The sequence below is a fragment of the Herbidospora solisilvae genome, from assembly GCF_009901565.1.
GTDB classification, from domain to species: Bacteria; Actinomycetota; Actinomycetes; order Streptosporangiales; family Streptosporangiaceae; genus Herbidospora; species Herbidospora solisilvae.
In genome coordinates, this window is sequence record NZ_WXEW01000005.1 from 543,021 (window position 1) to 564,382 (window position 21,362).

Annotated in this window: 17 protein-coding genes; 11 read left to right on the forward strand and 6 right to left on the reverse strand. The window is 69.0% G+C overall.

Annotated features, from left to right (window positions below):
- The first annotated feature begins 10 nt into the window (after positions 1 to 10).
- From GT755_RS19320 to GT755_RS19330, 3 genes are all read left to right on the forward strand, one after another.
- A complete protein-coding gene (locus GT755_RS19320; protein WP_328794416.1) occupies positions 11 to 1,276 on the forward strand; it encodes an ROK family transcriptional regulator in 1,266 nt (421 codons plus the stop codon).
- A gap of 247 nt (positions 1,277 to 1,523) precedes the next feature.
- Entirely contained in the window at positions 1,524 to 7,187 is a 5,664-nt protein-coding gene (locus GT755_RS19325) for a ThuA domain-containing protein (RefSeq protein WP_161481058.1), read from the forward strand.
- A 98-nt stretch (positions 7,188 to 7,285) separates the two neighbouring features.
- Entirely contained in the window at positions 7,286 to 7,843 is a 558-nt protein-coding gene (locus GT755_RS19330) for a hypothetical protein (RefSeq protein WP_161481059.1), read from the forward strand.
- A gap of 37 nt (positions 7,844 to 7,880) precedes the next feature.
- On the opposite strand, the gene GT755_RS39740 is transcribed toward GT755_RS19330, so the two are convergent.
- The 6 genes from GT755_RS39740 to GT755_RS19355 form a co-directional block, all read right to left on the reverse strand.
- Positions 7,881 to 8,003 (reverse strand): pyridoxamine 5'-phosphate oxidase family protein, encoded by a 123-nt coding sequence (locus GT755_RS39740; RefSeq protein ID WP_235966858.1) that lies wholly within the window; start codon positions 8,001 to 8,003, stop codon positions 7,881 to 7,883.
- Positions 8,003 to 9,370, reverse strand: a complete 1,368-nt coding sequence (locus tag GT755_RS19335) for a CATRA conflict system CASPASE/TPR repeat-associated protein (RefSeq protein ID WP_161481060.1) — start codon at positions 9,368 to 9,370, stop codon at positions 8,003 to 8,005. Before GT755_RS19335 ends, GT755_RS39740 begins: the two co-directional genes overlap by 1 nt.
- A gap of 5 nt (positions 9,371 to 9,375) precedes the next feature.
- On the reverse strand, positions 9,376 to 9,546 hold the full coding sequence (locus GT755_RS41215; protein WP_161481061.1) for a CATRA system-associated protein: 171 nt from the start codon (positions 9,544 to 9,546) through the stop codon (positions 9,376 to 9,378).
- Positions 9,547 to 9,567: 21 nt separating this feature from the next.
- The gene (locus GT755_RS19345; protein ID WP_161481062.1) at positions 9,568 to 10,596 is read right to left on the reverse strand and encodes a COG1470 family protein; all 1,029 of its coding nucleotides are present in this window, start codon (positions 10,594 to 10,596) and stop codon (positions 9,568 to 9,570) included.
- A gap of 58 nt (positions 10,597 to 10,654) precedes the next feature.
- Positions 10,655 to 12,598, reverse strand: coding sequence for a purple acid phosphatase family protein (locus GT755_RS19350; protein WP_161481063.1), 1,944 nt, complete (start codon positions 12,596 to 12,598; stop codon positions 10,655 to 10,657).
- 89 nt (positions 12,599 to 12,687) lie between these two features.
- A complete protein-coding gene (locus tag GT755_RS19355) occupies positions 12,688 to 13,869 on the reverse strand; it encodes a HupE/UreJ family protein (protein WP_161481064.1) in 1,182 nt (393 codons plus the stop codon).
- 162 nt (positions 13,870 to 14,031) lie between these two features.
- Here GT755_RS19355 and GT755_RS19360 point away from each other — a divergent pair, with 162 nt between their 5' ends.
- From GT755_RS19360 to GT755_RS19395, 8 genes are all read left to right on the forward strand, one after another.
- A complete protein-coding gene (locus GT755_RS19360) occupies positions 14,032 to 14,670 on the forward strand; it encodes a type 1 periplasmic-binding domain-containing protein (RefSeq protein ID WP_202610207.1) in 639 nt (212 codons plus the stop codon).
- A gap of 182 nt (positions 14,671 to 14,852) precedes the next feature.
- On the forward strand, positions 14,853 to 16,016 hold the full coding sequence (locus GT755_RS19365; RefSeq protein ID WP_161481065.1) for a family 2 encapsulin nanocompartment cargo protein terpene cyclase: 1,164 nt from the start codon (positions 14,853 to 14,855) through the stop codon (positions 16,014 to 16,016).
- Between the two features lie 9 nt (positions 16,017 to 16,025).
- On the forward strand, positions 16,026 to 16,871 hold the full coding sequence (locus tag GT755_RS19370) for a geranyl diphosphate 2-C-methyltransferase (RefSeq protein ID WP_161481218.1): 846 nt from the start codon (positions 16,026 to 16,028) through the stop codon (positions 16,869 to 16,871).
- A gap of 54 nt (positions 16,872 to 16,925) precedes the next feature.
- Entirely contained in the window at positions 16,926 to 18,008 is a 1,083-nt protein-coding gene (locus GT755_RS19375) for a transcriptional regulator (RefSeq protein WP_161481066.1), read from the forward strand.
- 50 nt (positions 18,009 to 18,058) lie between these two features.
- On the forward strand, positions 18,059 to 18,397 hold the full coding sequence (locus GT755_RS19380) for a circadian clock KaiB family protein (protein WP_202610208.1): 339 nt from the start codon (positions 18,059 to 18,061) through the stop codon (positions 18,395 to 18,397).
- Positions 18,394 to 19,866, forward strand: a complete 1,473-nt coding sequence (gene kaiC / locus GT755_RS19385; RefSeq protein ID WP_161481067.1) for a circadian clock protein KaiC — start codon at positions 18,394 to 18,396, stop codon at positions 19,864 to 19,866. The genes GT755_RS19380 and kaiC overlap by 4 nt, the downstream gene beginning before the upstream one ends.
- The gene (locus GT755_RS19390; protein ID WP_161481068.1) at positions 19,866 to 20,873 is read left to right on the forward strand and encodes a PAS domain-containing sensor histidine kinase; all 1,008 of its coding nucleotides are present in this window, start codon (positions 19,866 to 19,868) and stop codon (positions 20,871 to 20,873) included. The genes kaiC and GT755_RS19390 overlap by 1 nt, the downstream gene beginning before the upstream one ends.
- Before the next feature lie 115 nt (positions 20,874 to 20,988).
- Positions 20,989 to 21,297: a hypothetical protein gene (locus tag GT755_RS19395; RefSeq protein ID WP_161481069.1), complete on the forward strand. Its 309-nt coding sequence runs from the start codon at positions 20,989 to 20,991 to the stop codon at positions 21,295 to 21,297.
- The last annotated feature ends 65 nt before the right edge of the window (positions 21,298 to 21,362 follow it).

Consider the following 21,362-nt stretch of genomic DNA (forward strand, 5'->3'; position numbering starts at 1 on the left):
CGGTGACCGCGTGACGCATCCACACCGCAGCGCCCGCGCGGCCGGCACCGCCCTGCCGAGCAGCGCACCGATGCTCCGGCAGACCAACCTTTCTCTCGTCTTACGCCACCTGCGTGATCACCCGGCGCAATCCCGGGCCGACGTCGCGGACGCCACCGGCCTGCACCGGGCCACGGTCTCCAACCTGGTGGCCGAGCTCCTCGACCGGCGACTCGTCCGGGAGACCGGCACCGAGCACGCCGGCGCGATCGGCCGCCCGCGGCGGCCCGTCACACTGGACGGCGCCCACGTCGGCGCGCTGGGTTTGGAGATCAATGTCGACTACATCTCCGCGCACGGGTCCGACCTCAGCGGCCGGGTCCTCGTCGAACGGCGGATCGCCTTCGACGCGATGGCCGGCGGCCCCGATCTCTCCCTGCGCCAGCTCGGCCGAGTGGCTCTGGAGGCCGTCGAGGCGATGAAGACGGCCGGGGCCACGCCCGCCGGGCTGAGCGTGGCGGTCCCCGGTCTGGTCGACGTGGCGAATGGCGTCGTCACCCTCGCCCCGAACCTGGGCTGGCACGATCTACCCCTGGCCGCGCGGCTCTCCGCGGCCCTCGGACCGTGGCGTGTCCCCGTCACGGTCGACAACGACGCGAACCTCGCGGCGCTGGCCGAACACACCTCCGGTGTCGCCGCGGGCACGTCCCACCTCGTTTACCTGACGGGCGAGGTCGGCGTGGGCGGCGGCATCGTGCTCGACGGGAAGCTGCTCCGCGGCGCGGACGGCTTCTCCGGCGAGATCGGCCACCTGCCGGTCGATCCGGGCGGTTCCCGCTGTGGTTGCGGGAGGCACGGCTGCCTGGAGACCAAGGTGGGGCTCGCTGCCCTCATGAAGGCAGCACACCCGGAGACCTCGCTCCCGGCCTCCGACCCGGAGGAGCGGGCGATCGAGATCGCCAGAGGACTGACCGCGGGTGACAGCCGGATGGCTGAGGCGGTCGCCCAGGTGGGCAAGTGGCTCGGGCTCGGCGGCTCGATCCTCGCCAACCTGTTCAACCCGCGTGTCATCGTCGTCGGCGGTTACTTCGCCACGCTCGCCGAATGGCTGCTTCCCCCCGCACAGGCCGAACTGGAACGGCTGGTCGTGGCGCGATCAGCCAGCCAGTGCCGGTTCGTCGCCTCCGACCTCGGTTTCGGCGCCGCCGCACGCGGCGCCGCGAGCGTGGTCGTCAATCGGCTCATCGACCATCCGACCATGATCCCTGAACCGATCCCCCGGCTGGCGCCTCACTGACGGCGCCGGCCCCCACAAGCCTGGAGGTGGCACCCTCCAGCCCGTGCAGTACCGCAACACCCCCCATGTAACACAAGTGGCACCAGCGAGGCGGCGCTCGCTTGCCTGACATCCCCAGTCAGGAAAGGGATTCCCCATGTCACCACGTTCTCGAACGTGGGCCAGGCTCTCCGAGATCCTGCCTTTCAAGAGAAAAATCTCCCTGCGCCGGACCGTGGCGGTCGCGTCGGCAGCCCTCATGCTGCCCATGCCCGTCCTGGCCTTCTCCGCTGCTCCGGCCAGCGCAGCCGCTGAACCCGAGTTCAAGGTCCTCGTCTTCTCCAAGACGACCGGTTTCCGGCACGACGCGATCCCGGACGCGATCGCGGCGATCCAGAAGCTCGGCACCGAGAACAACTTCGCGGTCGACGTGACGGAGGACAGCGCCCAGTTCACTGACGCCAACCTGGCGCAGTACAAGGCCGTCATCTTCAACTCGACCACCGGCGACCCGGTGAGCACGGCGGACCAGAAGGCCGCTTTCGAGCGTTACATCAAGGCCGGCGGCGGCTTCGTGGGCATCCACGCCGCCTCCGACGGCGGTTACAGCTGGGACTGGTACCGGCAGCTGGTCGGCGCGTACTTCAAGTCGCACCCCGCCATCCAGCAGGCCACGGTCGTCAACGAGGACAAGGCGCACCCGTCGACCTCGCACCTGCCGACCTCGTGGACCCGGACCGACGAGTGGTACGACTTCCAGGCGAACCCGCGTAACGCGGTGCACGTCCTGCAGTCGCTGAACCAGAAGTCGTACACCGGCTCCACCCAGGGCATCGACCACCCGATCTCCTGGTGTCAGGACTTCGACGGCGGCCGTTCCTGGTACACCGGCCTTGGTCACACCAAGGAAAGCTACGTCGAGGCCAACTTCACCAAGATGCTGCTCGGTGGTATCCGTACCGCCGCCGGCGTGGAGAAGGCCGACTGCTCCGCCTCCCTGACCGGGAGCTACGAGAAGGTCGCCCTCGACACCAACACGTCGAACCCGATGATGACCGACATCGCCAAGGACGGGCGGGTCTTCTACATCGACCGTCTCGGTGACGTCAAGATCATCAAGCCCTCCGGTGGCACTGTCACCGCCGGCAAGATGAACGTCTTCACCGCGAACGAGTCGGGCCTCCTCGGCCTGGCGCTCGACCGGAACTTCGACACCACCAACTGGGTGTACCTGTTCTACTCCCCGGCCACCGGCGGCAACGTCGACCGGCTGAGCCGCTTCACCGTCGTGGGCGACGCGATCGACTTCTCCTCGGAGAAGGTCATCCTCAACGTCCCCGTCCAGCGGGCCGAGTGCTGCCACCACGGCGGCGGCATGCTCATGGACCACAAGACGGGTGACCTGTGGCTGGGCACCGGTGACAACACCAACCCGTTCGCCTCCAACGGCTACACGCCGATCGACGAGGGCAGCGGCCGTTCCGCCTGGGACGCCCAGCGTTCCTCGGGCAACACGAACGACCTGAGCGGCAAGGTGCTGCGCATCACCCCGCAGCCCGACGGCACCTACACCATCCCCGCGGGCAACCTGTTCCCGCCGGGCACCGAGAAGACCAAGCCCGAGATCTACGGCATGGGCTTCCGTAACCCGTTCCGCATCGGCATCGACCCGAAGACCGGCAACGTCATGGTCGCCGACTACGGACCCGACGCCGGCTCCGCGAGTGCCACCCGCGGACCGCGCGGCACGGTCGAGTGGAACGCGCTCTCCGCGCCCGGCAACTACGGCTGGCCGTACTGCGTGGGCAACAACACGCCCTACATCGACTACAACTTCCAGACCTCGACGTCGGGCTCGGCGTTCAACTGCGCCGCGCCGGTCAACGAGTCGCCGAACAACACCGGTCTGACCAACCTCCCGGCCGCCAAGGCCGCGAGCATCTGGTACACCAGCGCGGTCGACCAGAACAACTTCCCCGAGCTCAACGGCGGCGCGCCGATGGCCGGTCCGGTCTACCGCTACGACGAGGCGCTCGCCTCGCCGGTGAAGTGGCCGGCTTACTGGGATGGCAAGGCCATCTTCGGTGAGTGGAACAACAACACGCTGTTCTCGTTCCAGATGAACGACGCCGGCACCCAGCAGATCAAGATCAACCGGATCCTGCGCGACATGGGCTTCATCCGGCCCATGGACATCAAGTTCGGTTACGACGGCGCGCTGTACCTGGTCGAGTGGGGTTCGGGCTTCGGCGGCGACAACGCCGACTCCGGCATCTACCGCATCGAGTACGTCAAGGGCGTCCGCCCGCCGATCGCGAAGATCACCGCTGACAAGACCGACGGCCCGGCTCCGCTGACCGTCAACTTCTCCAGCGAGGGTTCGCGCGACCCCGACGGCAACCCCATCACCATCGAGTGGGACTTCAACGACGACGGCACGGTCGACTCGACCGCCGCCAACCCCTCGTACACCTACACCACGGCCGGCAACTACAGCGCCGTCCTGACGGTGAAGAACGCCGAGGGCGTCGCCGCGCACGCCAACGTCCCGATCGTGGTCGGCAACACCCGCCCGGTCGTGAACATCACCGTGCCCCCGCAGGGTGGTTTCTTCGAGTTCGGCGACCAGGTGAAGTACACGATCACGGTCTCCGACGCCGAGGACGGCACGATCGACTGCACCAAGGTGCAGCTGCAGGCCTACCTGGGCCACGACAGCCACGGTCACCCGCTCGACCAGAAGGCCGGTTGTGAGGGCACCATCCAGACGCTGTCGGACAGCGGCCACGGCATCGACGACAACCTGTACTACATCCTCGAGGCGACCTACGCCGACAAGGGTGGCCAGGGTGGCGCCGGTTCGCTGACCGGCCGTTCGGAGATCATCCTCCAGCCGAAGCGCAAGCAGGCCGAGCACTTCACCGAGACCGGCCGGGTTGAGGGCGGCACCGGCACGGACACCCCCGGTGTCCAGTCGGAGACCACCACCGACCCGCTGGGCGGCAACCAGAACATCGGCTTCACCAACGACGGTGACTTCTGGGCCTACAACCCGGTGAACCTGTCGGGCATCGACTCGGTCAGCCTCCGCGTCTCGTCCGCCGGCCCCGGCGGCACGGTGCAGATCAAGACCGGCAACCCCAACACGGGCACCCTGGTCGGTTCGGTCGACATCACCCCCACGGGTGGCTGGCAGACCTTCAAGGACGTCTCGGTCCCGCTGACCAACGTCCCGACGACCACCGCTCCGCTGTACTTCATCGTCCGCAAGCCGGCCTCCGCCGGTAACGGCGACTACCTGCTCAACTTCAACTGGGTCGACTTCGTCGGCAAGGGCGTCACCGACAACCAGCGTCCGACGGTCACCGCGACCGGCACCCCGCTGACCGGCACCGCGCCGCTGCAGGTGGCCTTCACCTCCACCGCGACCGACCCCGACGGCAACACCCCGCTCACGTACAAGTGGAACTTCGGCGTCACCGGCGCCCCCCAGCCCACCACCGCGAACGCGAGCTACACCTACAACGCGCCCGGCACCTACGTCGCCACCGTCACGGTGACCGACGCCAAGGGCTCGTCGAACACCGCCTCGGTCAACGTCAAGGTCGAAGCGCCGAACGTCACCTGCTTCTCGGGCCGCTCGGACGACTTCCTCGGCAGCGACCTCAACCGCAACCGCTGGTCGGTTCTCCGTGAGAACCAGGACCTCAAGGTCGTGGACGGCTCGCTGGTCATCCCGACCTCGCTGACCGACATCTACGGCACCAACAACGACACGCCGGTCACCAACATCGTGCTCCAGCCGCTCCCCTCGGGTGCCTGGACCGCGACCGCCAAGGTCACCATGCGCGCCGACCAGCAGTACCAGCAGGCCGGTCTGGTCGTGTACGGCGACGACGACAACTACGCAAAGATGGTCATCCAGGGTCGTGCCGCGAACGCCACGCCTGACCACGCGCAGCGTATCTTCCAGTTCATCCGCGAAGAGGCGGGCGTTCCCAACGAGGTCACGGCGAGCAACACCGCCAACCTCGGAGACGCCTTCCCGGACACGTTCTACGTCCGGTTCTCCAGCAACGGCAGCAACCTGAACGCCTCCTACTCGGCCGACGGCACCACCTTCACGGCGATGTCGGAGACCAAGCAGCTGGCCGGCATCACCAACCCGCGCATCGGCCTCGCGTCCTTCGCGAACACCGGTCAGCGCGCGGTCGTGGACGCCAAGTTCGACTGGTTCAGCATCACGCCGGACGACACCGCCGGTAACATCGACCCGAACGACGACTTCAACGGCACCACGATCGACCCCTGCCGCTGGAACGCCATCGTCCGTCCGGACTCCACCACCGCCAAGGTCACCGGCGGCAACCTGGAGCTCACCACCGTCACCGGCGACATCTACGGCACCGGCAACTCCGGTACGAAGAACTTCATCCTCCAGACCGCGCCCACGGGCGACTGGACCCTGGAGACGAAGGTCGACGCCTCGGCGCTGAGCGAGCAGTACCAGCAGGGCGGCCTGATGGTGTACACCGACGACGACAACTACGTGAAGTTCGACCTGCTCACCACCAACGCGCCCGGCGCGACCGTGGTGCGTGGCGTCGAGCTGCGTAGCGAGGTCGCCGGCACCGTCCAGAACCCGCAGCCCAACGCCAACCCGGGCACCGGTGTGGTCTGGCTGCGCCTGAAGAAGACCGGCACGGTCTTCCAGGGTTCGTACTCGACCAACGGCACCACCTGGACCGACATGTCGGCGACCGTCAGCAACACCGCGGTCGGCACTCCGAAGATCGGTGTCTACACCATCGGCACCAACCAGCAGGCTGCGAAGACGGTCAAGTTCGACTACTTCACGCTGACCAAGCCGACTGTGGCCGACACCACCGCTCCCACCACCACCGCCACCACCACCCCGACGGCGCCCAACGCCGCCGGCTGGTACACCTCCGCGGTTCTGGTCAACCTCGCCGCCACCGACAACTCGGGTGGCAGCGGCGTCGACAAGACCGAGTACCAGATCGACGGCGGCGCCTGGACCACGTACACCACCGCGTTCTCGGTCGCCGGCGACGGCAACCACACCGTGAACTACCGGTCGGTGGACAAGGCCGGCAACACCGAGACCGCCAAGTCGCTCGCGCTGAAGCTCGACGTGACCGCTCCCGTCACCACCGCGGACTTCCTCCCGGTGAGCCAGGACACGGTCCCGGTGACCCTCGCGGCGACCGACGCCACCTCGGGTGTCGAGAAGATCGAGTACGCCCTCGACGGGGGCGCCTGGACCGCCTACACCGCTGCGGTCAACGTCAGCGGCGTCGGCGAGCACCAGCTCCAGTACCGCGCCACCGACAAGGCCGGCAACGTCGAGGAGACCAAGGCCGCCACCATCAAGATCGAGGAGACCGAGCCGACCATCCTCATCTCCGGTGTGTCCGAGGGCGCCTCGTACGGTGACAGCACCAACGTCACCATCGCGTGGGAGGTGGCGGGCACCGGCATCAAGACGGTGACCGGCACGCTCGACGGCCAGCCCGTCACGTCCGGCTCGGTCCAGGAGCTCTACCGCCTGGCCCTCGGTGAGCACACGCTCACCGTGGACGTCACCACCAACGCGGGTGGCACCTACTCGCAGTCCGTCAAGTTCAAGACCACCACCTCGACCGATGACATCTCGGCCCTGATCTCGCGCTTCAAGGACGCCGGTCAGCTGACCGCGACCGCGGCCGCGAAGCTTCAGGACGACATCAACAAGGTCATGGTGTCGGAGGACAAGGAGCGCGAGCGCGACCAGGTCAAGATCGTCAAGAAGCTCACCCGCTTCATCGAGGCGGTCAACGACCCGAAGGTCGTGAACAACGCCGTCGTGAAGGCCACGTTCATCCGTGACGCCAACGCGCTGATCGTTGCGAACGGCGGCAACCCGGTCTAACCGGTAGTCGCAGTACAACCTTGATAGAGGGTGCCCCGCGCGCCGTTGTGCGCGCGGGGCACCCGTGTTTTGTAAGGCAGATGAAGGGACCCCCACGAATGAACAAGGCACTGAGGTACGCCCTGGCCGTCGTGCTGGCCGGTCTCGGCCTGCTGCTCGGCGCGCAGCAGGCCATGGCCGCGGCGGACGGCCCGATCAAGCTCGAGGTCGCCGGCGACGGCGGCCGCAACGTGAACGTTTTGGTGACCTGGAAGAAGGACGGCACCCCCGTCACCGACGTGGTCGCCGCGACCCTGTTCGCGGAGAGCGCCGACGGCAGCCGTACCTTCGGCCCCGTGCCGCTGATGTCGGCCCCCGAGGGCCAGAACCTCTACAACCCGTCCGAGCCCCTGCCGGACGGCGAGTGGAAGGTCACCGTGAAGGCCACGAAGCCGAGCAAGGCCCAGGCCTCCATCAAGGTGACCTCGGGCGAGGTCGCCAACGTGCCCACGACCGAACCGCTGACGACGGCCAAGATGGCCGAGCGCGCGGCGGCGGCCGACGAGAGCGCCTCGGAACTCCCGCTGCTCCAGATCGGCATCATCGGCGGCGCGGTCGTGGCCGCGGTCGTGGTGTTCTTCGTGCTGGTCCGAAGCCGGCGCGCGCCGGTGCGTTAGACGCAGGCGCGATCTCCGGAGGGTGACGCCTCGTGCGTCAGGCACGAGGCGTCACGCCGGAGGGCACGTCGTCGGGCGAGACGTCACACCTGCCGTCGGCGTCGGCGGTCGCGAGCAGGACGAAGGGGGAGTGCGCGCGCTCTGGGCGGTGGTCACGCATCACGGCAGGTGAGGGCCGATGCCCCGCTCGTAGGACTCCTGGTCGCCGAAGTCGCCGGCCGTCAGCCAGTCGCCGCCCGACAGGTCGACGGGACAACCCGCCAGCTTCAGCCGGTGGGCCAGCCGGGTCCGGAACAGCACGTCGTCGGAGACGGTCACGAAGTTGCGCGCGTCGATGTCGCTGATCGGCCGCATCGCGCCGAACGTCAGCACGACCAGGTGCCTCGGCCGCAGCGCGTACGCCATGCCGAGTTCGATCAGCACGTTCGGGCGGGCCTGGGAGACCGGGCGCTCCGGCCCGAAGTCGGGGTGCAGGTGGACCACGTCGTCGGGCGTCATCAGCACCACGATCGCCTGGACGTACGGCATGGTCTGGAGCAGCACGTCGCCGATGTACGGCCACGGCTGCCCGCCCGTCCGCGCGACCAGCGTCTCCCAGTCCAGCGGACGCAGGTCGAGCGCCCGGAGCAGCGTGAAGACGGCGTCGCGGGCCTGGAGGTCGCGCCCGTGCACGACGAACACGTCCCGGCCGCCCACCTCGGGCACGACGACGGCCGGGTCGATCGAGTCGTGCAGGTACCGTGCGTCGTCGTCGAGCCGTTCGACCAGAGACCTCGCCAGTTCGGCGTCGTCGGCGAACGGGCCGCCCTGGAGCAGCAGCGGGGACACGTCGAACGACCGGAGCATGTTGTCGGCCGCGATGTCCACGCTGCGCCGCATCCGGCGGATGTCGCCCACCCGCCGCCCGACGTCGAAGGTGCCGGGCACCGGCCGCCCGCCGCCCTCGCGGAGCCAGACGCCCAGCTCGTAGCGCATCGTGGCGGCGTGCAGGAGATACCTGGCCAGCGGCGGGATCTGGGGGGTGCCCCGGCTCCAGACGAAGGAGCCGGCGATCGGGTCGTCGTCGAAGGCGATGAGGAAGCGGCGGGTCCGGCGGTAGTCGACGTCTCCGCCGCGCTCCCAGATCGCCAGGCCCTCCGACGTCGTCACCGGGCCGATCCAGTGGGGCTCCGACCGGACCCCGCCGCCGTGGGCGAGGAAGAGCCGGGCCTCGCCGAGAAAGTCGCGGTGGCCGACCACCTCCGACCATTCGGCGTCCCAGGTCTGCCAGTCACCCCCGGTCAGCCCCACCGACAGGACGAACACGCCGTGGTGGACCCGCACGATCGCCTGGCAGTCACCCCGCCCCGCCGCGGCGAGCGCCGCCTCGGCCCCCGCCGGATAGCCGCTCGCCACGGGCACCTCAAGGGGCAGGTCGAGGATCTTCTCGGTCAGCCCGAACGCCTTCCGGCACGCCGCCCACAGCTGGCGGAAGGCGGGGGCCGATTCGAGGGTGGCGTACAGATGGACGACGAACTGCTGCTCCACGGCGCTCACTTCTTCGGGCCGGACAACGCGTGGACCAGCTGGTTCAATCGTTCCCGCACGGGTGGAGGCGGCGGCACGACCGGCGTTGAGCCGATCGTGTCCCGGCGCCCGGGGGTCACCCGCCACTGGGCGATGTCGGTGACGAGGTCGAGTAAGTCGTCGTGTGCGTCGGTCACAGTCTTTCGATCGGCGCGGGGCTACCCGGCGTTTCGCAGGGCCGCCTCGACCGCCTCGCGCACGCGGGCGTCCTCGCGCTCCTTGCGCCGCGACCGTCGCCCCCGCATCACCACGAACCAGCCCGCCACGACCGCGGCGAGCACCACCAGCAGGGCGAGCTGGGTCCACGGCAGCGCCCACGCGCCGGTGGTGGCCAGCACCGGGTCGAGCGAGGTCGTCGCGCCCGACGCGTCGGTCAGCAATGGCATGACGACCGTCGTCGCGGCCAGCCGGAACGCCGGGACCACGCTCTTCACCGGGACCGACATCCGCCAGGTCTCACCGGGCAGCAGTTCCGGGGAGCCCGCGATGTCGCCGGCGTCGGACGACAACCAGCCGAACGGGCCGGCCACCGACATGGTCTGCTTGGCCGACAGCACCGCGTTGCCGGTGTTGTGGAGCGTGTAGCTGATGGTGGCGTCGCCCGGCGCGAAGGGGTTGAAGGTCCCTGAGTAGTGCATCTTCACGTCTTCGACGGTCAGGCCGGGCTTGAGCTCGCCGCTGACGCGGAGCTTGATGCGGATGCCGAGCCGCCGGTCGACGTTGATGCCCTCGGCGGTCGCCTCCTGGGTCAGGGAGGTCAGGACGCCGCCCACGTAGTCGCCGGGCGGGGCGTTGCTGGGCACGTTCACCGAGAACGGGATCCGGGCCGACCTGCCCGGCTCGATCGTCACGGACGCGCGGCCGGCGTGCACCCAGGCGCCGACGCCGATCGACTTCTTGTCCTTGGCCAGCAGGTCGAGCCGGCCGGTGTCGGTGGTGTAGCCGTCGGCGGCGTACACCGACAACGTCAGGGGGGTCTTGCCCCGGTTGGCGACGAGCAGGCCGTCGTCCAGGCGGGCGCCGGGGTTGATCGAGTACGTGTAGCTGGAGCGGTCGGCCCCGAAGCCGTTGGCGTCGGTCCGGACCGTCCAGGCGACGTCGCCGTCGGCGGCGAGCACGGGGGCGGCCGGAAGCACGATGATCGCGCAGGCGGAGAACAGGGCCAGGGCGGTACGGAACAGGCGCATCTCGGATCCTTCGCAAGGTGAGCGCCCGATCCGGGACGCCCACCCCGCACTCAAGGGACTAGCTGGACAACGCGGTGATGGTCAGGGTGGCGCGGTAGCCACCGGTCTCCACGTCGCCGGGGATCTTCAGGGTCAGGTCGGCGCCGAGCTTGGCGACGCCCTTCGGGTGACCCTGGTCGGCCGAGCCGAGGCCGCGCGACTTCGCGAGACCCTGGCCCTGGTCGTCGAACCCGGACACGACCGGGTTGCCGGCGCGGGCGCCGGCGCCCGCCTCGACGACCTTCGGGGTCCAGCCCAGGTACGAGCCGGCGAAGGTCTTGGCGCCGTCGCTGAAGTCGCTGACGCTGGCCGAGATCGACCAGGGGGCCTGCGAACGACGGTTGTCGGACACGACGATCGGGTTGATCGAACCGGCGGCCTCGAAGTGGTCGCCGTTCTTCTCCTCGGCGGTGCCGAGGTCGACCAGGCCGTTGTAGCCGTCGATGGTCCAGCCGAACTCACCCGGGGCGGCGTTCGGCACGTCGACCGAGAGGGCCTGGCCCTCGCCGTTGTAGGGGTGCACGGTGACCTTGTCGACGGTGGAGCCGACCGGCTTGGCCGCCGGGTCGTTGTCGCAGGACACGCCCTTCTCGACCGCCGCGTTCGGGGCCGCGCAGGTGCCGCTGCGGAGGTTCTCCACCACGAGCTTGTCCTTGCGGACGCCGACCTTGACGTAGGTCCGCACGTGCTCCTGGTTCTGCACTGAGTTGTACCAGTACGTCGAGGGGTTCAGCGGGTCGGGGCCGTTGCCGGCGCCGGAGCTGGGCTGGTCGGTCTTCGGGGCGGAGATGTCGTAGTACTTCGAACCCGAGGCCGAGTTCGAGGTGATGTACAGGACGCCGCCGGGACCGGCCGTGACCTCGGCCGCGCCGGGCTGCTCGTCGGGGTTGGCCTTCTCGCTGTTCTTGATCAGGTACGACCGCGAGTAGCTGTGGTCGTGACCCTGCAGCACCAGGTCCACACCGAGGCTGGAGAACGCGGTCGGGAAATCGACCCGCCGCAGCTTGGCGTCTCCGTCCTGGGCGTGCGCCGCCGGCGAGTAGATGGCGTGGTGGAAGACGAGCACCTTCCACTTTGCCTCGTTGCCGTGCTGGTTGATGACGTCGGTCACGTACTTCACGTGGGCCGCGTCACCGCCGCCGCCCTGGGAGGTGGCGTAACTGTTGCTGTTGATGTCGATGAACAGGACGTCCTTGTAGATGAACCAGTAGTTCCCGCCGGACGTGTTCGACGCGGGGTTGCCGTTGCCGTAGAGCGGGCCCGACCGGTCCGTGTTGGGCACGGTGAAGTGCTGCTCGTACGCCTTGCTGCCGACGTCGTGGTTGCCGATGGTGGCCACCCACGGGTACCGGCGCAGGCCGTCGGGCGCGAGGAAGGCGTCCCACTGCGTCTCGGTGCCGGCGGTCTCGACCTGGTCGCCGCCCGAGACGAGCAGCTCGGCGTCGGGGTTGGCGGCGGTCGCGACGTTCACGGTGTCGACCCAGCCGGCCTGGTCCTTGGCGAGGTCGCCGGAGGAGCCGATCTGCGGGTCGCCGAAGAACAGGAAGTCGTAGTCGCCCTCGAAGCTCTGCGTCTTGAACGCGTAGACGGGCGACCAGTTGTCGTCGGCGCCCACCCGGTAGGAGTAGGCGGTCGACTCCTTGAGGTTCGTGATGGTGGCGTGCCGGTTGAACCTGCCACCCGAAACGTTCGCCCCGCCGACGGCGTCGAAGGTGGCGGGGTTGGCCGGGAACTCGCCGTTGACGACCTGCTCGGTCGGCGCGACCTGCACCTTCTGCGCAGTGTCGGCCGAGGAGTACCAGGTCACGGTCCGCTGGGCCTGGTCGGCGCCGACGCCTAGCACGATGCCGGTGAGCGTGGCGGCGTCCGCGGCGGCCGCGGGCACCGTGGCGCTGCTCAGGGCCACAGCCAGGCCCAGGAGCGCCGCGGTGGCGCCGGTGGCCACTCGTGTCACTAATGTCATTGCTTGTTCCTTATGTCGCAAAATGTTGCACAAGCGGCAGAAATGGTGTCGCTGTCCGGTTAACCGATCATTACGACCGGTTTACTGGGTTATGGACTGTTCCAGAAGGTCCGCTCGAAGAACCAGATCAGGCCCATGACGGCCACCCCCGCCGCGACCAGGCCGGTCGCCCAGCGCCCGGCGACGGGGGACCGCCGCCGCAGCAGGCTCAGCAGAGGGAAGATCAGCACGATGAGGCCCAGCTGAACGGCCTCGATGCCGACGTTGAAGACGAGCAGCGACCACAGCAGCGTCCACGACCAGGCTTCCTGGATGCCGAGCGCGCCGGCGAACCCGAGCCCGTGCACGAGCCCGAACAGGAAGACCACGCCGAGACGGACCGCGCCGGAACGATCCAGGTGGTCGCCGAGCGCGACCGGACGCCGGAGCTGCCACAGGTGCCAGGCGGCCACGACGGCGATCGACACCGCGATGACCGGCTCGACCAGGCTCGCGGGCACGCTCACGACGCCGAGGGCGGCCAGCAGGAACGTGACCGAGTGGGCCAGCGTGAAGCTGGTCGCGACCAGCACCACCTCGCGCAGCCTGCGTGACCCGGCGATCAGGGCCAGCAGGAACAACACGTGGTCGAGGCCGAACAGCAGATGCTCGGCGCCCAGTAGGAAGAACTCGGCGAACCGCGCGTACCAGGGCAGCGCCGTCGAGAACGACGGGTTGGCCGCGTCGAGTGCGGCGCTGCCGGAGATCCCGCCCAGCTCGTAGGTGACGATCGTCTTGGTGTCCCTGACGAACGTCTCGGCGTCGGGGAAGAGCGTGCTGCGCACCTCGTGCTCGCCGGCCTCCGGGCAGGTCCAGTCGAGGAGCAGGGTCGCGTACGGCACGCCCTCGCGCCCGCCGATCGTGAAGCCGCCCGACCTCGCCGGTGCACAGGCGGCGCCCTCGGCGGTGACCGCGAACCGCTTGGTGACGTAGGCGACGGCGGTGTCGGCGTACCGGTCGAGCGCGGCGGCCTGGGCTTCGCCGTTGTGGGCCTCGAAGGCGGCGGTGCCGTCCTGGAACAGGGCGTCGTTCTTCTCGGCGTCGGCCGCGGAGACGACGTAGAGGTCGTACTCGAGCTCCAGCTTCGTGCGGATGTGGCCCCCCTCGCCGGCGGTGACGTCGACGTACACGGTCGAGGTGAAGCCGTGGGCGGCGGCCGGGGCGACGCAGGCCAGCAGGGTGACGGCCGCCGCGACGAGCCCGAGGGCGACCCGGCGGACTGGATGGGACATGTGACTCCTTATGTGACGAAGGAGCACGTTCCTCGCCATATGTGAACAGGAGTCGAACGGATCGCTAAATAACCGCAGAACCACCCTGACAACTACAAAACGGAAAAAACGGGATAGCAGGATGTACGCGCACCACCCGTTCCACCCCGGAGGACGATCGTCTTGCTCCGCATCGCCGCCCTGGCGGCCGTACTACTGCTGCTGACCGGTTGCGGCGCGGACTGGTCCGAACCCCACCCCGCGCCCAGCGCGGTCGGCGCGCTGGGCCCGGGGTTCTTCGCCGCGCCCCCCCACCCCGAGGCGACCATCACGCCCGCGCCCGGCTCGTGGGACGCGGTCCGCCCGTCGGGCGGCTACCGCGTCGTCCTGGTCACCTCCGGCGCCGACGCCCCCACGAAGAACCTGGTCGCGGCGGTCGAGGAGTGGGCCGGCGAGGTGGACGCCGACCTGCGGACCGTCGCGATCACCCATCCGCACGACCTGGTCCCCGGCATCACCAGGGCGCTGGACCTCAAGCCCGACCTCATCGTCAGCGCGGGCAACGACCTGATCGACCCGCTGGCCCTGGTGACCGCCAGCCACCTGTCGCAGCGGTTCCTCGTCGTGGGGGCCGAACTGGCCGAGCCGACCCACAACGTGACGTCGGTCGACTGGGCGGGGGCGTCGTTCCGGGGGGAGGGGCTGGGGGCGTCGTCGACGTACGACCCGGCGTCGTTCACGCCGGAAAGGTGCGCCTCCGCGATCAGGGCGGGTGTGGCGGCTGTGCTGAACGGTTTGACGGGAATAGTCGTGTGGTTGTGAATTGGCCGTATATTTCGGTATAAGATAGGCGTGATGAATGACCGTTGCGTGACCGTGAGGTGGCCTTTAGTATTGGCGGCGGACAGGGGATCGCTTTTATTTTCGGGGGCCTCATTGTGCATTCTCATGCCTATGGAAGACGTACCGAATAGTGAATTCGGCGAATTCCAGGAGGGGGCTTGATGTCCGAGTCGAGCGAAACTCCGTCAGGGCGGTTGCCGGGCCCGACCGGCCTGGGCACCTCCGCACTCCGGGTCCCCGCCGCCGAGCCGCCTGAGATCCCGGCGCTCGTCGACGGGCACCAGCCGCCCACGCCCTCACTCGATCCGACTCTGGTCGTCCGCCGCTACGGCCTCACCCCGCTGCCCTACCGCGAGAGGGAATGGGGCGACGGCAGCCATCCGCCGCTCTACGTGCCGGAGACGGTGCGGGTCGACGACGCCCTGGGTGAGGAGGTCAACCGCCGCCTGGTCGCGTGGGCCGAGAGCGTCGGCCTCCACGAGGGCCGCATCGACACCTTCCGCGACACCGGGTTCGGCCGCCTGGCCACCCTCGCCCACGCCGACACCGACGAACCCGACCTGATCCTGATCGCCGCCCAGATGAACGCCGCCTGGTGGGCCGCCGACGACTACTACGCCGACGAGACCGACCTGGGCGCCACCCCGACCGAGCTGCCGCCCCGATTGGCGCTGGTCACGTCGGCGATGGACCCGCCGCCCCCGGCCGGCGCCTACACCGAGCAGCTCGAAGAGGCGATCAACGCCGACCCGGTGCTGCGCGCCCTCCGGTCGGCCACCGCCCACCTGAGCCGCCACGCCACCCCGTCGCAGGTGATGCGGGCCTGCAACATCACCTCGCAGATGTTCGTGAGCTGGACCGCCTACGCCGCCTGGCGCTACTTCGAGGCGCCGCCTCCGGTGTGGCGTTACCTGGCCGCCCGGCAGCACGACAGCTTCTACACGTCGATGGTGCTCATCGACGTCGTGGGCGAATACGCCCTCCCCGCCGACCTCTTCGCCGACCGGCGGTTCCACACGGCGCTCATGCAGGCCGGGACCGCCAGCGTCCTCGTCAACGACCTCTACTCGGCGGAGAAGGAGGCCGCCGACGAACTGCCCGACTCCAACGTGGTGCTGCTCATCGCCGCGGAGGAGAAATGCTCGATACGCGAGGCGACCGAACGGACCGTTGCCCTCCACAACGACTTCGTCCGGGGTTTCGAAGCCAGCCAGAAATCACTGGCCGCCGTCCCTTCCACGGAACTCCAGCGTTTCCTGCGCGGCGCCCAGGCATGGATGGCCGGCTGTCTCGAATGGCACGGATCCAGCGACAGGTACAGATAGCGAAAGGAAATTCGTTCGGTGACCATCACCCAAAGCGATTACCAGCGCTCCGTGGCTGATTATTGGAACACCGAGAAAAACCCAGTGAATCTCCGCCTGGGCGAGGTCGACGGCATCTACCACCATCACTACGGCATCGGCGACGTCGACTGGTCGGTCTTGGAGGGACCGAAGGAGACCCGCGACGAGCGCATGACCAGGGAGCTCCACCGTCTGGAGTCGGCCCAGTCCGACTTCCTGCTGAGCCACCTGGGTGAGATCAAACCGCACCACCGCCTCCTCGACGCCGGCTCGGGCCGCGGCGGCTCGTCGCTGGTCGCCAATCTCCGGTACGGCTGCCACGTCGACGGCATCTCCATCTCGGAATCGCAGGTCGACTTCGCCAACGAACAGGCGAAGCTGCGCGGCGTCGACGACCGGGTGCGCTTCCACCTGCGCAACATGCTCGACACCGGCTTCGAGTCCGGCTCCTACCAGGCGATCTGGAACAACGAGAGCACCATGTACGTCGAGCTCGCCCTCCTGTTCCGGGAGCACTCGCGCCTGCTGGCGCGCGGCGGGCGCTACGTCACCATCACCGGCTGCTACAACGACGCCTACGGCCTGCCGTCGAAGGCGATCAGCCAGATCAACGCCCACTACATCTGCGACATCCATCCGCGCAGCCAGTACTTCCGCGAGATGGCCAACAACCGGCTGGTGCCCGTCAGCGTCGTCGACCTGACGGCGGCCACCATCCCCTACTGGGAGCTGCGGGCCAAGTCCCACCTGGTGACCGGGATCGAGGAGGCGTTCCTGAACGCCTACAAGAACGGCAGCTTCCAGTACCTGCTGATCGCCGCCGACCGCGTCTGACCTGAGCAACCGAGGGCTCCGGATCCCCCTGCCGGAGCCCTTAGTGTTGCCCGGATGAACTCCTGGCGCGAGGTCCGCCGTCACCTCAACACCAACCGCCACGCTCTGGCCCGGCGGGCCGACCTGCTCTACCCCGACCTGCCCCGGGTGGGCTCCACCCACCTGCTGACCCGCCCGGCCTGGGCGCTGCCCGAACCCCTCGACCTGCACGAGGTCGTGCTGCGCTGGACGGAGGAGACCCCGCCGGTGCCGGTGCCGGACGGGATGACCTACGCCGAGGCGATGACCACCTTCGACAAGCCGAAGCTCTTCGAGAACCGCACCTGCTACCGGCTGCTCGACGTGAGCTGGCCGGAGCTGACCTTCACCCGGGGCATGTACTTCGACGCGGTCAACGTCGGCGAGGCCATCGCCCACGAGTTCGCCGCCGCGGACCTCGCCGGGGGTCCTGATATCGCCGTCGACTTGTCCTCCCGGCGGCTGGTGCCCGATCCGACCGACTTGCGGGACCGGCCCGCGCATCCGGCGATCTCGATGCTGACCCTGCGGCACGACCGCGAGACCGGCGAGACCACCTTCGTGCTCCACTGGCGTGACCCCGCGCTGGTCGCCCACGGCGGGGGACTGTTCCAGGTCATGCCGGTCGGGGTGTTCCAGCCGTCGGCGGAGAGCCCGCAGGCGGAAAGGGCCGACTTCGACCTGTGGAAGTGCGTGGTCCGCGAGTACGCCGAGGAGTTCCTCGGGCGTCCGGAGCACTACGGCCCGGAGTTCGACTACGAGACCTGGCCGCTCTACCGGCGGCTGACCGACGCCCGCGAGAGCGGCGACCTGCGGTCAATGGTCCTAGGGATCGGCGTCGACCCGCTGACCTTCGCCACCGACATCCTCGCCGTCACCGTCATCGAGGCACGCACCTTCGACGCCGTATTCGGCGCGATGACCGGCGCGAACGCCGAGGGGCACGCGACGATGGGGGTCCCGTTCGACGAGGAGTCGGCCGGCCGGTACGTCACCCGCGAGCCCATGCAGGCCGCCGGTGCCGCCGTGCTCGAACTCGCCTGGGGGCACCTTCGGGGCAGTCGGTCGATCTTCGCCAGACAGATATTGCGAGGTCAACAGGGGTATACCCGGGGCTGACGGGGTGGTCGGCGACACGGTGAGCGGGCCGGGGCCACGAGAGGGGATCCATGGAAGACCAACCTCCGGCGGCCTTGACGCCGATGGCGACCTACGCGTTCAGGATGTACGTGGCGGGGCGAAGCCGGCGGTCGCAGGCAGCCGAAGAGAACCTGCGCGCCCTGTGTGACTTCTATCTGCCCGGCTGCCACGAGATCGAGATCGTCGACGCCACCGAACAACCGGCTCTCGCCGAAGAGGAGCGGATCCTGGCCACCCCGATCGTGATCAGGAAGAGTCCGCTGCCCGGCTATCGGGTGATCGGAGACTTGTCCGACCGCTCCCGGGCCGCCTTCCTGCTCGGTCTCCCCGACAGCGGCCGGCCGTCACCGGAAGGGCAGCGGCTATGACGGACAGGCCCACGATCCAGCGGATCCTGACCGGGATCAGCGGCTTCGACGACATCGCCGTCGGAGGGCTGCCGGCCAGCCGGTCCACGCTGGTCTCCGGCACGACCGGCAGTGGGAAGACGCTGTTCGCCCTGGAGTTCCTCGCCCGGGGGATCTCCGGGTTCGACCAGCCCGGCGTGTTCATCACCTTCGACGAGCGTCCCGGCGATCTTCGTGTCAACGCCCGCTCCCTCGGCTTCGACATCGCGCGCTGGGAGGCCGAGGGCAGGTGGATGTTCGTCGACGCCTCGCTGGAGGCCGGTGAGCAGACGCCCACCGTCGGGACCTACGACCTGGGCGCGCTGACCGCCCGCATCGCGCACGCCGTGCGTCAGATCGGCGCCCGGCGGGTCTCCCTCGACTCACTCGGCTCGGTCTTCACCCGGTTCGCCGACCAAGATCTCGTCCGCCGGGAGCTCTACCGGCTCGCCGGGATGCTGGACTCGCTCGAGATCACCTCGGTCATCACCACCGAACGCGACGCCGACTACAACGGCGTCACCCGGCAGGGCGTCGAGGAGTTCGTGTTCGACAACGTCGTGATCCTGCGGCACGTGATCCGGGGCGAACGGCGCCACCGGACGGTGGAGATCGTCAAGTTCCGCGGCGCCACCCACCGGACCGGAGAGTGGCTGTTCACCATCGACCCGGAAGACGGCCTGGTCGTCATTCCGGTGGCGTTCCTCGCACCGCGCGACCGGGCCTCCAGCGAGCGTGTCTCCACCGGCAACACCGAACTCGACGCGATGGTCGGCGGCGGGGTCTTCCGGGACGCGGTCGTCCTGCTCATCGGGTCGCACGGCGGCGGGAAGACCCTGGCGGCCCTGCAGTTCGCCGACGCGGCCTACCGGGCGGGGGAGCGCTGCCTGTTCCACGCCTTCGACGAGACACGCGGTCAGCTGGGCCGAAACGCCGCAGGCTGGGGGCTCGACCTGGACGTCATGGAGGCGTCGGGGCTGCTCCGGGTGGCCGCCACCTATTCGGAAGTCGCCTCGGTGGAAGACCACTTCCTGCGTATCCGCAGGGACATCGCGGATTTCGCGCCCGCCCGGCTCGTCATCGACGGCATCTCCGCGCTCGAACGGCGGGCGACGCCCCGCACGCTTCTGGACTTCGTCATCGCGCTGGGCGGGGTGGTGCGCGAGCGCGAGATCACGACCCTGTTCACCTCCGCCCCGACCGCCCGGGGAACCTCGCCGATCATGGAGATCGCCGGCATCACCGACGTGACGCTGGTGCTCCGGCACATCGAGGGGCCGGGCACGGTCCGGCGTGCCATCGCCGTCATGCAGACGCGGGGCTCGGCCCACGACCGCGCCATCCGTGAGGTCGCCATCGACGACACCGGCATGCACGTCGGCGATCCCTATCCCGGCATCCTCCGTCTGCTGCCGGACGCCCCCGTACCGCCAAGCGACCGGGAGGAATGATGAGTGAGCCACCGCCCGAGTCCGGGCGGGCCGCCAGGGTCATGGCCGCGCTGGCCGACGGGATCATCGCCGTCGACGAGGCGGGGACGATCCGCATCTGCAACCCCGCCGCCGAGGAACTCCTCGGCCGTTCGGCGAACGAGCTCATCGGCACCCCCTTCGGCTACCCCGTCGTCAACGGCGAATCGACCGAGATCGACCTGGTGCTGCCCGGTGGCCGGACCCGGGTGGTCGAGATGCGCGCCACCACCGCGACGCTCGTGGGAGAGCCGCTGCACGTCGCCGCCTTGCGCGACGTCACCATCAGGCATGAGGCCGAGCAGGAGATGGAGGCCGAACTCGAACGCAACAGCATGGTGATCGCCGTGGTCGCCCACGAGGTCCGCAACCCGCTGACGGGGATCGGCATGCTGGTCGACATGTTGCGGGAGCCCGAGGAGACGTTCACCGACCAGGAGCGCACCGACGTCCTCGACCAGATCGCCGACCGCACGTCCCGGCTCCAGTCCCTGGTCAAGAAGCTCCTCACGGTCGCGAAGATCGACGCGCAGGCGGTGCGGGCCATGGTGGAGCCGGTCCCGGTCCTGGAGCTGATCCTGGAACGCCTGGCCGAGTTCGCCGACCGGCCCAACGTGAACGTGACGTGCGACCCCCACGTCCGGGTGCTGGCCGACCGCAGTGAGTTGTCGGAGATCCTGATCAACTATCTGGAGAACGCCTTCCGCTACGGTGCTCCGCCGTTCGAGATCCACGTGGCCGGGCGGGACGGGGCCGTGGAGATCCGGGTGTGCGACCACGGCCCCGGCGTGCCGGAGGCGTTCCGGCCGAGGTTGTTCGAGCGCTTCAGCCGCGAGTCGCGCAGCCGCAGGGAGAGCAAGGGTTCGGGGCTGGGCCTCTGGATCGTCCGGAGTCTGGCCCAGGCCAATGGCGGTGAGGCCTATTTCGAGCCGGGCGACCAGGGAGGCTCCTGCTTCTGCGTACGCCTGCCCGAGGCGCCCCCGACCTGAACGCCGACCGACCTAGCAAGATTTCCTTACCGCATCCAGTCCTTGCTCGATTTCGTCATCCTGTTACGTTGATGACGCCCTGAGTTTTCGGTAAGACGCAAGGAAGGAACTTTCGTTGCTCCGTAAGCGCATCGCCGCCGCGATGGGAGCGGTCGCGGCGGCCGCCGCCGTGCCGCTCGTCCTGTTCGCCGGGCCGGCCCAGGCGAACCCGACCACCCCCTACATGTGTCCGTGGTCGATCGTCGACGACACCAACACCGCGCGCTGGATCCACTCGTGGGTCCAGGGCTACGGTCAGATCATCTGCCACTACAACGCCACCGCGACCATCAGCTGCCGCTGGAACGCCTACAACGGCGACCAGTGGTGGGGCTGGACCAATCCCTCGTTCTGCCCGCCCCGCGCCATCCCGACCACGCCGTAGTCCTCCGAGCGACGCTCCGGACCGAGAGCGTCCCCGCCGGGAGACCGGCGGCCGGTCCGGGCCAC